At 62.1% G+C, this 13,743-nt stretch carries 11 protein-coding genes; 7 read left to right on the top strand and 4 right to left on the bottom strand.

Annotated elements, in window-relative coordinates; all coding sequences use genetic code 11:
• Positions 1-53: 53 nt before the first annotated feature.
• Both PDR5_RS01275 and ompR read right to left on the bottom strand, forming a co-directional pair.
• Positions 54-1,367, bottom strand: coding sequence for an ATP-binding protein (locus PDR5_RS01275; protein ID WP_039764576.1), 1,314 nt, complete (start codon positions 1,365-1,367; stop codon positions 54-56).
• A gap of 114 nt (positions 1,368-1,481) precedes the next feature.
• Positions 1,482-2,222, bottom strand: coding sequence for an osmolarity response regulator transcription factor OmpR (gene ompR, locus PDR5_RS01270; RefSeq protein WP_007952694.1), 741 nt, complete (start codon positions 2,220-2,222; stop codon positions 1,482-1,484).
• A gap of 360 nt (positions 2,223-2,582) precedes the next feature.
• Between ompR and PDR5_RS01265 the strand changes: the two genes are divergently transcribed.
• From PDR5_RS01265 to tauD, 7 genes are all read left to right on the top strand, one after another.
• Positions 2,583-4,907, top strand: a complete 2,325-nt coding sequence (locus PDR5_RS01265; RefSeq protein WP_064592730.1) for a Tex family protein — start codon at positions 2,583-2,585, stop codon at positions 4,905-4,907.
• On the top strand, positions 4,907-5,290 hold the full coding sequence (locus PDR5_RS01260; RefSeq protein WP_064592728.1) for a PaaI family thioesterase: 384 nt from the start codon (positions 4,907-4,909) through the stop codon (positions 5,288-5,290). The genes PDR5_RS01265 and PDR5_RS01260 overlap by 1 nt, the downstream gene beginning before the upstream one ends.
• Positions 5,291-5,607: 317 nt before the next feature.
• Entirely contained in the window at positions 5,608-7,191 is a 1,584-nt protein-coding gene (gshA, locus tag PDR5_RS01255) for a glutamate--cysteine ligase (protein WP_064592726.1), read from the top strand.
• Positions 7,192-7,553: 362 nt separating this feature from the next.
• Entirely contained in the window at positions 7,554-8,531 is a 978-nt protein-coding gene (gene tauA, locus PDR5_RS01250; protein ID WP_007952702.1) for a taurine ABC transporter substrate-binding protein, read from the top strand.
• 16 nt (positions 8,532-8,547) lie between these two features.
• Positions 8,548-9,342: a taurine ABC transporter ATP-binding subunit gene (gene tauB, locus PDR5_RS01245; RefSeq protein WP_011331959.1), complete on the top strand. Its 795-nt coding sequence runs from the start codon at positions 8,548-8,550 to the stop codon at positions 9,340-9,342.
• Positions 9,339-10,178: a taurine ABC transporter permease TauC gene (gene tauC, locus PDR5_RS01240; protein WP_064592724.1), complete on the top strand. Its 840-nt coding sequence runs from the start codon at positions 9,339-9,341 to the stop codon at positions 10,176-10,178. Before tauB ends, tauC begins: the two co-directional genes overlap by 4 nt.
• Positions 10,179-10,235: 57 nt before the next feature.
• Positions 10,236-11,078 carry a taurine dioxygenase gene (gene tauD / locus PDR5_RS01235; protein WP_064592722.1) on the top strand — a complete coding sequence of 281 codons (843 nt, stop codon included), beginning with the start codon at positions 10,236-10,238 and terminating at the stop codon, positions 11,076-11,078.
• A 268-nt stretch (positions 11,079-11,346) separates the two neighbouring features.
• Here the strand turns inward: tauD and mgrA are convergent, their stop codons facing one another.
• Positions 11,347-12,384: an L-glyceraldehyde 3-phosphate reductase gene (gene mgrA / locus PDR5_RS01230; protein WP_008087334.1), complete on the bottom strand. Its 1,038-nt coding sequence runs from the start codon at positions 12,382-12,384 to the stop codon at positions 11,347-11,349.
• 39 nt (positions 12,385-12,423) lie between these two features.
• Positions 12,424-13,743, bottom strand: a complete 1,320-nt coding sequence (locus tag PDR5_RS01225) for an LLM class flavin-dependent oxidoreductase (RefSeq protein ID WP_064592720.1) — start codon at positions 13,741-13,743, stop codon at positions 12,424-12,426.

Here is a 13,743-nt window from a genome sequence, read left to right as displayed (position 1 = left end):
CGAGCTGCAAGCGGCGAGTGAAAGCAGCTTTGGCTTGTAGCTTGTAGCTGCCGTTAAACGGCATCTCTTGGCAGCATCAACCCCAGCGGCAATCGAACCCGCGCCTCCAGCCCGCCACCGGAGCGGTTGCGCAGTTCAACATTGCCGCCGTGCATCGAAGCAATCCGCTTGACGATCGCCAGCCCCAGGCCGGTACCTTTTCCGCCCCGCGCCCGATCACCTCGGGTGAACGGGTTGAAAATCGCCTCAAGTTCCGACGGGGCGATTCCCGCCCCACGATCCATTACGCTCAGCACCACGTACGGCGCACTCGTGTCCCCGGATACATAGGCCGCGACGTCCACGCTCCCTCCGGCATGATTCAACGCGTTGCCAATCAGGTTGTTCAGCAAACGCTTCATCGACACCCGCCGCAACGGGAACGGCTGGATCGGCTCCAGGCGCAGGCGCACTTTCTCTTCACTCTGGTTGTACGGTGCCGCGACTTCACGCACCAGATCACTGAGATCCACTTCCTCCACCGACTCGTCCCGACCATCACGAATGAACGCGAGGAACTGGTCGAGGATGGCGTCCATGTCTTCGATGTCGCGCACCATATCGTTGGTCAGATCCGTGCGGTCCCCCATCAACTCCAGCGACAGCCGCAAACGGGTCAGCGGCGTACGCAAGTCATGCGAGACCCCCGCCAGCATCAGCTCACGCTCGCGACCGGCCTGCTCGACGTCTTCGGCCATCTGGTTGAAGGCGCGATAAACCTCGGCCATTTCGCTGGGGGTGTCACTGATCGGCAGGCGTACGCTGCGGCCCTGGCCGAGTTGCCGGGCGGCATAGACCAGACGTTTCAATGGCTGATTGAGCTGGCTGACGAAAATCCAGGCAGATGCCGTGGACAGCAACCCGATGGCCAGGAACCAGCCGAGTACGTTCCAGATTTTCTGGCCGCGCAAAGGGTGCGGGTACAACGGCACTTTCAGCCAGCCATCACCGAGGCTAGGTGCGCGCACCCACAACGCTGGCGGCGAATGCATGCGCAAGCGCACTTCGGTGTCGGCGCCCAGCTCCGCCTGCATCTGCCGCTGGTAGATTTCACTGTAGGGCCAATGCTGTTCGCCTTCCGGCACACCGGCGCCGACCACCCGGATCAAGGTCGCGGCATCGGCGATTTTCGCGCGGTTTTCTTCATCGGCGGCCCAGTAGGCACGCAGCGTCAGGGCGACGCCGTGGCTGTATTGGCGGTCCACCAGCACGTCCTCGTTCATCAACAGATAAACCAGGGTCAATGCCTTGGAAAACAATACGACGATGAGCACCAGCCACAGGGTGCGGGAGAAGAAACTTTGGGGGAACCAGACGGGGGTTTTCATGGATAACCGCTACACACTTGCAGGAGCGAGCAATGCTCGCATATTGCGGATTGCGAGTCTGCGTGGACGGCGTTTCCGACCGTTCCCCGCAGACTCGCTCCTACAAATCACCCATCACTTGGTGGAGTTGCCATCCGGCACGAACACGTAGCCGACACCCCAGACGGTCTGGATGTAACGCGGCTTGGACGGATCGGGTTCGATCATCCGGCGCAGACGGGAAATCTGCACGTCGATGGAACGCTCCAGGGCATCCCACTCCCGGCCACGGGCCAGGTTCATCAACTTGTCGCGGGTCAGCGGCTGACGGGCATTCATCACCAGGGCCTTGAGCACCGCAAACTCACCGGTGGTGAGCATGTGCACTTCGTCGCCGCGTTTGAGTTCGCGGGTGGCCAGGGACAGCACGTAATCGCCAAACGTGACGTTTTCTTCTTCACTGCCCGGTGCTCCCGGCACCGGTGCGGCCTGACGGCGCAGTACGGCCTTGACGCGGGCCATCAGCTCGTCCGGGTTGAACGGCTTGGCCAGGTAGTCGTCGGCCCCCAGTTCCAGGCCCTTGATACGGCTCAGTTCGTCACCCTTGGCGGTCAGCATGATGATCGGAATCTGATTGTTCGCGCCACGCAGGCGGCGGCAAGCAGTCAGGCCGTCTTCGCCGGGCAGCATCAGGTCGAGGACGACCAGGTTGAACACTTCACGCGACAGCAGACGATCCATCTGCTCGGTGTTCGGCACGGCGCGGGCACGGTAGCCCTTGCTGACGAAAAAGCGTTCCAGCAGGCTGCTCAGCCCCGGATCGTCGTCAACGATGAGAATTTTTTCGCCTTCAGCAGTTTGTGCAGTGCTGCTCATTGGATGCTCCTTTTAGCTCGGCGCGCATTATGGCGTAGCTGCCGTTATACGCACCGTGTGCATTGTTAGCAGATTTTTCCTTCACTGCCAGAAAACCGGGGCTTGTGCCTACAGACTGTGTCGCCCCCGAATGACAGAACGCTGGTTATAATGCGCGGCCTTTTGTGTCAGGCAACGTCTGAATCGTTACCGCAGGTGGCCGTCCCTTATTTTCATGGGCGCCGCAGTAATTGTTCGATTTCACGGGTCAATGGGATGCCTTTTGACCCAGGCAGCGGCCAGCATCAAGCCGCCCCACCAGACTCCGGGCCTTCATTTACGCGCCTGCGAGCCTGCTTTCACAATTTGTCAGGTGGTTTTATGGACAGCATCAACAGCCGCATCGCCGAGGAACTCGGCGTACGCCCACAACAGGTCGAAGCGGCCGTCGCGCTACTCGATGAAGGCTCTACCGTTCCCTTCATCGCCCGTTACCGGAAAGAAGTGACCGGCAGCCTCGATGACACCCAACTGCGTCATCTGGAAGAGCGTCTGCGCTACCTGCGAGAACTCGACGAACGGCGCATCAGCATTCTTTCCAGCATCCAGGAGCAGGGCAAACTCACCCCTGAGCTGGAGCGCGAAATCAAACTCGCCGACACCAAGACCCGCCTCGAAGACTTGTACCTGCCGTACAAGCAGAAGCGCCGCACCAAGGGCCAGATCGCCCTGGAAGCCGGCCTCGGCGAACTGGCCGACGATCTGTTCAACGACCCGTCGCTGACCCCGGAAGCCGAAGCCGCACGCTTCATCGACGCCGAAAAAGGCGTGGCCGACGCCAAGGCAGCACTGGAAGGCGCCAAGTACATCCTCATGGAGCGCTTCGCCGAAGACGCCAACCTGCTGGAAAAACTGCGCACCTACCTGAAGCAGGAAGCCACTCTCAGTGCCCGCGTAATCGCCGGCAAGGAAGAGGAAGGCGCGAAGTTCCGTGATTACTTCGAACACGACGAACCGCTGAAAAGCATGCCGTCGCACCGCGCGCTGGCGATTTTCCGTGGCCGCAACGAAGGCATTCTCAGCTCTGCACTGAAAGTCGGCGAAGAACTGCCGGGCACCCTGCACCCATGCGAGGGCATGATCGGTCAGCACGTCGGCATCCAGAACCAGAACCGTCCGGCCGACAAATGGCTGAGCGAAGTGGTGCGCTGGACCTGGAAGGTCAAGCTCTACACCCACCTGGAAACCGACCTGCTGGGCGAGCTGCGCGACGGCGCCGAAACCGAAGCGATCAACGTGTTCGCCCACAACCTGCACGACCTGCTGCTGGCTGCCCCGGCCGGCCCGCGCGCCACCCTGGGTCTCGACCCGGGCCTGCGTACCGGCTGCAAGGTAGCGGTGGTCGACTCCACCGGCAAACTGCTGGATCACGCCACGGTTTACCCGCACGTGCCGCACAACAAATGGGATCAGACCATCGCCATCCTGGCCGCCCTGTGCGCCAAGCACTCGGTCGACCTGATCGCCATCGGCAACGGCACCGCCAGCCGTGAAACCGACAAGCTGGCCATCGAACTGATCAAAAAATATCCAGCGATGAAAATGACCAAGGTCATGGTGTCCGAAGCCGGCGCATCGGTGTACTCGGCCTCGGAACTGGCGGCCAAGGAATTCCCGGATCTGGACGTGTCGATCCGTGGCGCGGTCTCGATCGCCCGTCGTCTGCAGGATCCACTGGCCGAACTGGTGAAGATCGACCCGAAATCCATCGGTGTCGGTCAGTACCAGCACGACGTGTCGCAACTGAAACTGGCGCGCGGTCTGGACGCCGTGGTCGAGGACTGCGTGAACGCCGTGGGCGTGGACGTGAATACCGCCTCCGTGGCACTGCTGGCGCGGATCTCCGGCCTCAACGCGACTCTGGCGCAGAACATCGTGGCCCACCGTGACGAGCACGGCGCGTTCAAGACCCGCGCGGCGCTGAAGAAAGTCGCGCGTCTGGGCGAGAAAACCTTCGAACAGGCCGCCGGCTTCCTGCGCGTGATGAATGGCGACAACCCGCTGGATTCCTCGGCCGTTCACCCGGAAGCCTATCCGCTGGTGCAGCGCATCGCCGCTGAAACCGACCGTGACATCCGCTCGCTGATTGGCGATGCGGCGTTCCTCAAGCGTCTGGATCCGAAGAAATTCACCGACGAGACTTTCGGTCTGCCAACCGTCACCGACATCCTGCAGGAGCTGGAAAAACCGGGCCGTGACCCGCGTCCGGAGTTCAAGACCGCCGAGTTCCAGGAAGGCGTCGAGGACCTGAAGGACCTGCAACTGGGGATGATCCTCGAAGGCGTGGTGACCAACGTGACCGCGTTCGGTGCGTTTGTCGACATCGGCGTGCATCAGGACGGTCTGGTGCACATTTCGGCGCTGTCGGAGAAATTCATCAAGGATCCGCGCGAAGCGGTGAAGGCCGGTGACGTGGTGAAGGTGAAGGTCATGGAAGTCGACATCCCGCGCAAACGCGTCGGCCTGTCGATGCGCATGAGCGACACCCCGGGCGAGAAGATCGACGGTGCCCGTGGCTCGCGTCCGGGCTCGGCGCCACGCCAGTCGCAAGGTTCGGCGCCGCGCAAGGAAAGCACCCCGGCGGCTCCGGTCAATAACGCAATGGCCTCGCTGTTCGCCAACGCCAAGCAGTTGAAGAAACGCTGATGGAAATGCCGGCCGGGCTTGTCGAGAGCGCGTTTTTCAAGCTGTTGGGCTGCCGTCTGCACAGCCTGGAAACCGGGGTGGCGCAAGTCGCCCTGGCACTGGAACCCGAACTGCGCAATCGCGGCGGCAAGCTGCACGGCGGCGCGCTGTTCAGTCTGGTCGATATCGCCATGGGGCTGGCCTGCTCCAGCACCCACGGCTTCGACCAGCAGAGCGCGACCATCGAGTGCAAGATCAACTACATCCGCGCCGTCTCTGATGGCGAGGTGCTGTGCACGGCGCGGGTGATCCACCCGGGCCGGCGCACGCTGGTGGTCGAAGCCGACGTGATGCAGGGCGACAAACTGGTCGCAAAAGCGCAAGGCACGTTCGCTGTCCTGTAGATGTTGTTCATCATTTTGAGTTAATTTCGGCGCTGTGATCGCAGCGTCGAGCGTTTCTGGGGGAGCGGGCTTGCCCGCGAAGAGGGAGTGTCAGGCAGCATCAGTTCGCCTGACACGACGCCTTCGCGGGCAAGCCCGCTCCCACAGGAACCGCGTAATCTTCGCGTGCATCGGCCAGATTCAGGGAGTGAAGTTGGCGTTTCAACGGGGGCTTCAGAGCCCGACAAACCAGGCGAAAACGCCAGTTTCAACTTCACCCTTGTAGACCGTCCTGCCCACCCCCATATTGGGGCGAATGACGCGTGAAGGAATCCAAATTGAGCGAACTTCTCAACCGCCGCCTGGCTCTGCTCGGCGAGCGCGCTAACCTCTCTCTGCTTGAGCAGTGCCTTCACGGTATCGAACGTGAATGCCTGCGGGTGACCGGCGAAGGCCGCCTGGCCCAGACGCCGCACCCTGAAGCCCTGGGTTCCGCGCTGACCAACGAACAGATCACCACCGACTATTCCGAGTCGCTGCTGGAGTTCATCACGCCCGCCCTGCCGGACCCGGCCGATACCCTGGCCAGCCTGGACAAGATTCATCGCTTCGCCTACAGCAAGCTCGGCAACGAGTACCTGTGGAGTCCATCGATGCCGTGCCCGTTGCCGGCCGAGGAAGACATCCCGATCGCCTATTACGGCACCTCCAACATCGGTCAGCTCAAGTACGTCTACCGCAAGGGCCTGGCCCTGCGTTACGGCAAGACCATGCAGTGCATCGCCGGGATTCACTACAACTTCTCCCTGCCGGAAAAGCTCTGGCCGTTGCTGAAAGAAGCCGAAGGCTTCGTTGGCACTGACCGGGATTTCCAATCGTCGTCCTATATCGCGCTGATCCGTAACTTCCGCCGCTACAGCTGGCTGCTGATGTACCTGTTCGGCGCTTCGCCGGCGCTGGACGCGGGTTTCCTGCGCGGTCGTTCGCACCAGTTGGAACAACTGGATCCGGACACCCTGTACCTGCCCTACGCCACCAGCCTGCGCATGAGCGACCTCGGTTACCAGAGCAACGCCCAGGCGGGCCTGACCCCGTGCTACAACGATCTGGCGAGCTACACCGACAGCCTGCGCCAAGCGGTGGCCACGCCGTACGCGCCGTACGTTGAAATCGGTACGCACCAGAATGGCGAGTGGGTGCAACTGAACACCAACATCCTGCAGATCGAAAACGAGTACTACTCGAACATCCGCCCGAAACGCGTGACCTACACCGGCGAGCGGCCGATCCAGGCCTTGATGGCCCGTGGCATCCAGTATGTCGAAGTGCGCTGCCTGGACATCAACCCGTTCCTGCCGATGGGCATCGACCTCACCGAGTCGCGCTTCCTCGACGCATTCCTGCTGTACTGCGCGCTGAACGAAAGCCCGCTGCTGACCAACAACTCCTGCGGCAACGCCACCTCCAACTTCCTCAGCGTGGTCAAGGAAGGTCGCCGTCCGGGCCTGCAATTGCAGCGCGATGGCCAACCGGTCGAGCTGAAGGAATGGGCTGCCGAACTGCTGGAAAAAATCGCTCCGCTGGCGGCATTGCTGGATCAAAGCCATGGCGGCGATGCCCATAGCAAGGCGCTCGATGCGCAGCTGGCGAAGGTCAAGGATTCATCTCTGACGCCTTCGGCCCAGGTGCTGGCGGCGATGGCCACGCACAAGGAAAGCTTCGCGCAATTCTCCCTGCGCCAGAGCCAGGCTCACGCCGAGTTCTTCCGCAGCGAGCCGTTGGCGGCTGACGAGCAAGCGAAGTTCGAAGAACTGGCGCGGTCTTCGCTGGCGCAACAGGCGGAGCTGGAGCAGAACGAGGTGGGCGATTTCGACGTGTTTGTCGGGTCGTATCAGGCGAGCATTCTGGCGATCAGTAACTGATTGATCGGCGTTGGATCGCAGCCCCCTCACCCTAACCCTCCCGAAACGTCGGACCGCCCAGAGGGAGAGGGGACTGACCGCAGTGTTTATCAGAGCTACGTCGACGTGAAATACCGAGTCGAACTCAGGATCTGAAAAGCCCGCGATCAGCTCCCTTTCCCCCTCGCCCCCCTGGGGGAGAGGGTTGGGGGTGAGGGGGAAAAAATCTCAAGCCATACCCAAAACTCAAACGCCCCCAACACCAGCGAGCCTTAGATTTTTCCGCTCATAAGCTCATTCTAAAAAGTTATTTATTTTTAGATTCTTAGATCATTTAGTCTCCATTCACGCCGACGCTCGGTCGCCTGATATGGAGCTCTTGAATGAAACTGAATTTCCCGCTTCGCCTGCTGGCCGTGGCCTCTCTGGCTGCTGCGAGTTTTCTGGCTCAGGCCGCCGACCTCACCGTCGCCTACCAGACCACCGTTGACCCGGCGAAAGTCGCCCAGGCCGACGGCGCCTATGAAAAAGCCACCAAGGCCGACATCAACTGGCGCAAATTCGATAACGGTGCCGACATCATCGCCGCCATCGCCTCCGGCGACGTGCAGATCGGCTACCTCGGTTCCAGCCCGCTGACCGCTGCAATCACCCGCAAAGTCCCGGTGGAAACCTTCCTCATCGCCACCCAGATCGGCGCCGCCGAAGCACTGGTCGCCCGTGACGGCTCCGGTATCAAAACGCCGCAGGATCTGGTCGGCAAGAAAATCGCCGTGCCGTTCGTGTCCACCGGTCACTACAGCCTGCTGGCCGCGCTGAAGCACTGGAACATCGATCCTTCGAAAGTCACCGTGCTCAACCTCGCCCCGCCGGCAATCATTGCCGCGTGGAAACGCGGTGACATCGACGCCACCTACGTTTGGGATCCGGCGCTGGGTGTGGCCAAGGAAAACGGCAAAGTGCTGATCACTTCCGGTGAACTGGCCAAGTTCGGCGCGCCGACCTTCGATGCCTGGATCGTGCGCAAGGACTTCGCCGAGAAGCACCCGGAAATCGTCACCGCCTTCGCCAAGGTTACCCTCGACGCCTACGCCGACTATCGCAAGGATCCGAAAGCCTGGCTGGCCAATCAGAGCAACGTCGACAAGCTGGTGAAACTGTCCGGCGCCAAGGCCAGCGACATCCCATTGCTGCTGCAAGGCAACGTCTACCCACTGGCGGCGGATCAGGTCAGCGACCTCGGCGCACCGACCACCAAAGCCATCACCGACACCGCTGCGTTCCTCAAGGAGCAAGGCAAGGTCGAAGCGGTACTGCCGGACTACGCGCCGTACGTCAGCGCCAAGTACATCACCAACTGATCGGGAGTTAATTGCGATGGCCTTGCTACAGCTGGAGCGCATCAGCGCACAGTATCCCGGCAGCCCGGAACCGGTACTGTCCGACATTTCCCTGACCCTCGGCCCTCAGCAATTGCTGGTAGCCCTCGGCCCGTCCGGCAGTGGCAAGACTTCGCTGTTGAACCTGATTGCCGGTTTCGTCGAACCGAGCGCCGGCCGCATCACCCTCGACAACGTGCCGGTCAAAGGCCCGAGCGCCGAGCGCGGCGTGGTGTTCCAGGACGACGCCCTGTTGCCCTGGCAGGACGTGCTGGCCAACGTGGCTTTCGGTCTCGAACTGGCCGGAGTGGCCAAGGACAAACGCGAACAGCGCGCCCGGGAAATGCTCGCGCTGGTCGACCTTTCCGGTTTTGAACACCGTCGCATCTGGCAGCTTTCCGGCGGCCAGAAACAGCGCGTCGGCTTGGCCCGCGCCCTCGCCGCCGACCCGCGCGTGCTGCTGATGGACGAGCCATTCGGCGCCCTCGATGCCTTCACCCGCGAACAGATGCAGGAGCTGTTGCTGCAAGTCTGGCAACGCACCGCCAAACCGGTGTTCCTGATTACCCACGACATTGAAGAAGCGGTGTTCCTCGCCACTGACCTGATTCTGCTGGCGCCGAATCCGGGGCAGATCGTCGAGCGTCTGCATCTCGACTTCGGCCAGCGCTACGCCGCCGGCGAATCGGCGCGGGCGATCAAGTCCGATCCGCGCTTCATCGAAACCCGCGAACACGTGCTGGCTAAAGTGTTCTCGCAACGCAGTGCCGTTCAGCGGCAGGAGCGCGCATGAGCAGTTACAACGTTTCCGCCACCGCCGTGAAACCCGCCGCCACGTCAGTGGCGACTCCCGTGCGCCGCCGTCTCAGCACCCGCTGGATCAGCCTGCTGACCTTGTTCGCCTTGCTGGTGATCTGGTGGGCCGTCACGGCTACCGGCCTGATCGAACCGCTGTTCCTGCCACCACCGTCCGCCGTGCTGCAAAAAGGCTGGTTGCTGGCGACTACGGGCTACATGGATTCGACGTTGTGGCAGCACCTGGGCGCGAGCCTCAGCCGAATCGGCCTGGGCCTGGGTTTTGCGATTCTGACCGCGGTGCCGGTGGGCATTGCCATCGGCGCCAACCGCATCGCCCGTGGCGTGCTCGATCCGCTGATCGAGTTCTATCGCCCGATTCCGCCACTGGCCTATTTGCCGCTGATCGTGATCTGGTGCGGCATCGGCGAGTTGTCGAAAGTGCTGCTGATCTACCTGGCGATTTTCGCTCCGATCGCGATTGCTACCGCCACCGGTGTGCGCACCGTCGACCCGGCCAAATTGCGCGCCGCGCAGTCGCTGGGCGCCACCCGCGCACAACTGATCCGCCATGTGATTTTGCCAAGTGCGCTGCCGGACATTCTGACCGGTGTGCGCATTGGCCTGGGTGTGGGTTGGTCGACCCTGGTCGCTGCCGAATTGATCGCGGCCACCAGCGGCCTGGGCTTCATGGTGCAGTCGGCTGCGCAGTTCCTGGTCACCGATGTGGTGGTGCTGGGGATTCTGGTCATCGCCCTGATCGCCTTCGCTATGGAGATGGGCCTGCGCGCCCTGCAACGCAAACTGGTGCCGTGGCACGGCCAGGCCCACTGATTTTTCAGCACTGACTACCCCGACAGTTTCGGGGCTCCAGAATTGAAGAGAACCACCATGAGCAGCCTGAACATCACCCCGTTAAGCTCGGCCCTCGGCGCACAGATCAGCGGCGTCGACATCAGCCAACCGCTGAACCTGGAGCAGCGCGACGCCATCGAGCAGGCGCTGCTCAAATACCAGGTGCTGTTCTTCCGCAATCAGCCGATCGAGCCTTCGCAACAGGCGCGCTTCGCCGCCTACTTCGGCGATCTGCACATTCACCCGATCTACCCGAACGTACCGGAACAACCGGAAGTGCTGATCCTCGACACCGCCGTCACCGACGTGCGCGACAACGCGATCTGGCACACCGACGTGACCTTCCTGCCGACCCCGGCCATGGGCGCGGTGCTCAGCGCCAAGCTGTTGCCGGAGTTCGGTGGCGACACGTTGTGGGCCAGCGGGATTGCAGCATATGAGGCGCTGTCGGCGCCGATGAAAGCGCTGCTCGAAGGGCTGACCGCGACTCACGATTTCACCCGTTCTTTTCCGCTGGAGCGCTACGGCAACACGCCACAAGCGCTGGCCCAGTGGGAGGCGGCGAGACGCAAGAACCCACCGCTGTCGCACCCGGTGATTCGTACGCATCCGGTGAGCGGACGGCGTTCGCTGTTCGTCAGTGAAGGGTTTACGTCGAAGATCAATGAGCTGTCGGAGACCGAGAGCGAAGCGGTATTGAAGTTCTTGTTCGCGCATGCGACGCGGCCGGAATTCACCATTCGCTGGCGCTGGCAGAAGGATGACATTGCGTTCTGGGACAACCGCGTGACGCAGCATTACGCGGTGGATGATTACCGGCCGGCACGGCGGGTGATGCAGCGGGCTACGGTGTTGGGGGATGTGCCGTTTTTTCGTTGAGCCTTTAACGCCAGAGCAAAATCAAGAGCCCCCCTCACCCTAACCCTCCCGAAACGTCGGACCGCCCGTAGGGAGAGGGGACTGATTGGGGGATGCTTTAAAGATGCACCGACCTGATCGTACTTTGCTGAATCCATAATCGACCGGATTTTTCAGGTCGATGTATGACGCAAGACACCTCGGTAGGCTCCCTCTCCCTACGGGCGGTCCGACGTTTCGGGAGGGCTGGGGTGAGGGGGTGGATCTATCTGACCCACCCCAATTTCGATCACTCCGCCGTCGAAGGCTTCTCCCAAAGATTAATCCCGCCCTCCTGAGCAAACCGGTCAATCTCCGCCAGCTCTTCCGCACTGAAACTCAGATTCTTCAACGCCCCGACGTTCTCGATAATCTGCTCTGGCCGGCTCGCACCGATCAGCGCCGAAGTCACTCGAGGATCGCGCAGCGTCCACGCCAATGCCAGTTGTGCCAGGCTCTGGCCACGACGCTTGGCGATCTCGTTCAGCGCCCGCACGTGAGCGATGTTGGCCTCGGACAAGTGCGAAGCCTGCAACGAACCACCGCCCGGACGATTGACCCGCGCATCCGCCGGCACGCCGTTGAGGTATTTATCGGTCAGCAGACCTTGCGCCAGCGGGGTGAACGCAATCACGCCGGTGCCGAGTTCGTCGGTGGTGTCGAGCAGGTCCTTTTCCACCCAGCGGTTGAGCAGGTTGTACGCCGGCTGGTGAATCAGCAGCGGCACTTTCCACTCTTTGAGCAGTGCGGCGATCTCGCGGGTTTTCACCCCGGAGTACGACGAGATGCCGATGTACAACGCCTTGCCCTGCTGCACCGCCGTGGCGAGGGCGCTGGCGGTTTCTTCCAGCGGGGTGTCCGGGTCGAAGCGGTGCGAATAGAAGATATCCACATAGTCCAGGCCCAGGCGTTGCAGGCTCTGGTCGAGGCTGGCCAGCACGTATTTGCGCGAGCCGCCGCCCTGACCGTAAGGGCCGGGCCACATGTCCCAGCCGGCCTTGCTGGAGATGATCAGTTCATCGCGGTACTGCTTGAAGTCTTCGCGCAGCAGACGGCCGAAGTTGATCTCGGCGCTGCCGTAGGGCGGGCCATAGTTGTTGGCCAGGTCGAAGTGGTTGATGCCCAAGTCGAACGCCGTGCGCAGCAACGAGCGCTGTGTGTCGATCGGCGTGCTGTCGCCGAAGTTGTGCCACAGGCCCAGGGACAGCGCCGGCAGCACCAGACCGCTGCGTCCGACGCGGCGGTAAGGGATGGAGTCATAGCGGTTTTCGGCAGCGGTGTAAGTCATCGAATCCTCTCTTGTCGGTCTTGAATCGGGTGTCGATTGCTACGCAAATCTGTTGCCGGGCCGGTCAAGGCCAAGGTTCTGGCGCAAGGTCCGGCCCTCGTATTCGGTTCTGAACAGCCCACGCCGTTGCAGTTCCGGGACCACGCCATTGGCGAAGTCTTCGAGCCCGCCGGGCAGATGTGGCACCAGCACGTTGAAACCGTCCGCCGCGCCCTGCTCGAACCATTCCTGCAAACGGTCGGCAATCTGCGCCGGAGTGCCGACGACGCTGTAATGTCCGCGACCGCCGGCGATTCTGCGCCCCAGTTCGGCCAGGGTCAGATGCTCGCGGCCGGCCAGTTCGGTCAGCAGTTTCTGTCGGCTCTGCTGGCCGCTGTCGGTCAGCGGTAATTCCGGCAGCGGCCCGTCCAGCGGGTACTTCGACAGATCGAAGTTGCCCAGCATACGCCCAAGCAGAGCGATGCCCACCTCGGGTTCGACCAATTGCTGAAACGTTTCACATTTTTCCTGTGCTTCGGCTTCCGTCTGGCCGACCACGACAAACACGCCGGGCATGATTTTCAGCGAATCGGCACTGCGTCCGTACTTCGGCAAGCGCCCCTTGAGGTCGGCGTAAAACGCCTGGGCGCTGGCCAGTGAAGTCTGCGCGGTGAACACCACTTCGGCGGTCTGTGCAGCCAGTTCACGTCCGGTTTCCGACGAGCCGGCCTGCACGATCACGGGCTGACCCTGTGGCGAACGCGCGACATTCAGCGGGCCTTTGACCCGGAAGTGCTCGCCAACGTGATTCAGCACGTGCAGTTTTTCCGGGTCGTAATACGCGCCGCTGGCCTTGTCGCGAATGAAGGCGTCGTCCTGCCAACTGTCCCAGAGCCCGGTGACGACCTGATGAAACTCCCGGGCGCGGCTGTAGCGTTCGGCATGGCCGATGTGTTCGTCGCGGCCGAAATTCTGCGCTTCGGCGGCATTGTCCGAGGTCACCAGGTTCCACCCCGCTCGCCCGCCGGACAGGTGATCGAGCGAAGCGAATTTACGCGCCACGTGGTACGGCTCGTTGTAACTGGTGGTCGCGGTGGCGATCAGGCCGATGTGTTCGGTCACTGCGCTCAATGCCGAGAGCAAGGTCAGCGGCTCGAAATGATCGGAGCGGGCCATGCGGCTGGCGATGTCCTGGGTCGGCGCGGCGACGCTGTCGGCGACGAACAGGGTGTCGAACTTCGCTGCCTCGGCAATCTGCGCCAGGCGTTTGTAATGGGCGAAATCCAGTCCCGCGTTGGCCGGCACGTCCGGATGACGCCACGCGGCGACGTGGTGCCCGGTGGCCATGAGGAACGCGCCGAGTTTCAGCTGTCTGCTCAT

This window comes from Pseudomonas sp. DR 5-09 (genome assembly GCF_001655595.1).
Classification (GTDB): domain Bacteria; phylum Pseudomonadota; class Gammaproteobacteria; order Pseudomonadales; family Pseudomonadaceae; genus Aquipseudomonas; species Aquipseudomonas pharyngis.
Note: the sequence above shows the minus strand (reverse complement) of the source record. Positions and strands in the feature narration are given on the sequence as shown.

Bases quoted from the DNA above. Each gene is read 5' to 3' on its own strand.
- PDR5_RS01275 (WP_039764576.1), bottom strand. From the start codon at position 1,367: ATGAAAACCCCCGTCTGGTTCCCCCAAAGTTTCTTCTCCCGCACCCTG.
- ompR (WP_007952694.1), bottom strand. From the start codon at position 2,222: ATGAGCAGCACTGCACAAACTGCTGAAGGCGAAAAAATTCTCATCGTT.
- PDR5_RS01265 (WP_064592730.1), top strand. From the start codon at position 2,583: ATGGACAGCATCAACAGCCGCATCGCCGAGGAACTCGGCGTACGCCCA.
- PDR5_RS01260 (WP_064592728.1), top strand. From the start codon at position 4,907: ATGGAAATGCCGGCCGGGCTTGTCGAGAGCGCGTTTTTCAAGCTGTTG.
- tauA (WP_007952702.1), top strand. From the start codon at position 7,554: ATGAAACTGAATTTCCCGCTTCGCCTGCTGGCCGTGGCCTCTCTGGCT.
- tauB (WP_011331959.1), top strand. From the start codon at position 8,548: ATGGCCTTGCTACAGCTGGAGCGCATCAGCGCACAGTATCCCGGCAGC.
- tauC (WP_064592724.1), top strand. From the start codon at position 9,339: ATGAGCAGTTACAACGTTTCCGCCACCGCCGTGAAACCCGCCGCCACG.
- tauD (WP_064592722.1), top strand. From the start codon at position 10,236: ATGAGCAGCCTGAACATCACCCCGTTAAGCTCGGCCCTCGGCGCACAG.
- mgrA (WP_008087334.1), bottom strand. From the start codon at position 12,384: ATGACTTACACCGCTGCCGAAAACCGCTATGACTCCATCCCTTACCGC.
- PDR5_RS01225 (WP_064592720.1), bottom strand. From the start codon at position 13,743: ATGAGCAGACAGCTGAAACTCGGCGCGTTCCTCATGGCCACCGGGCAC.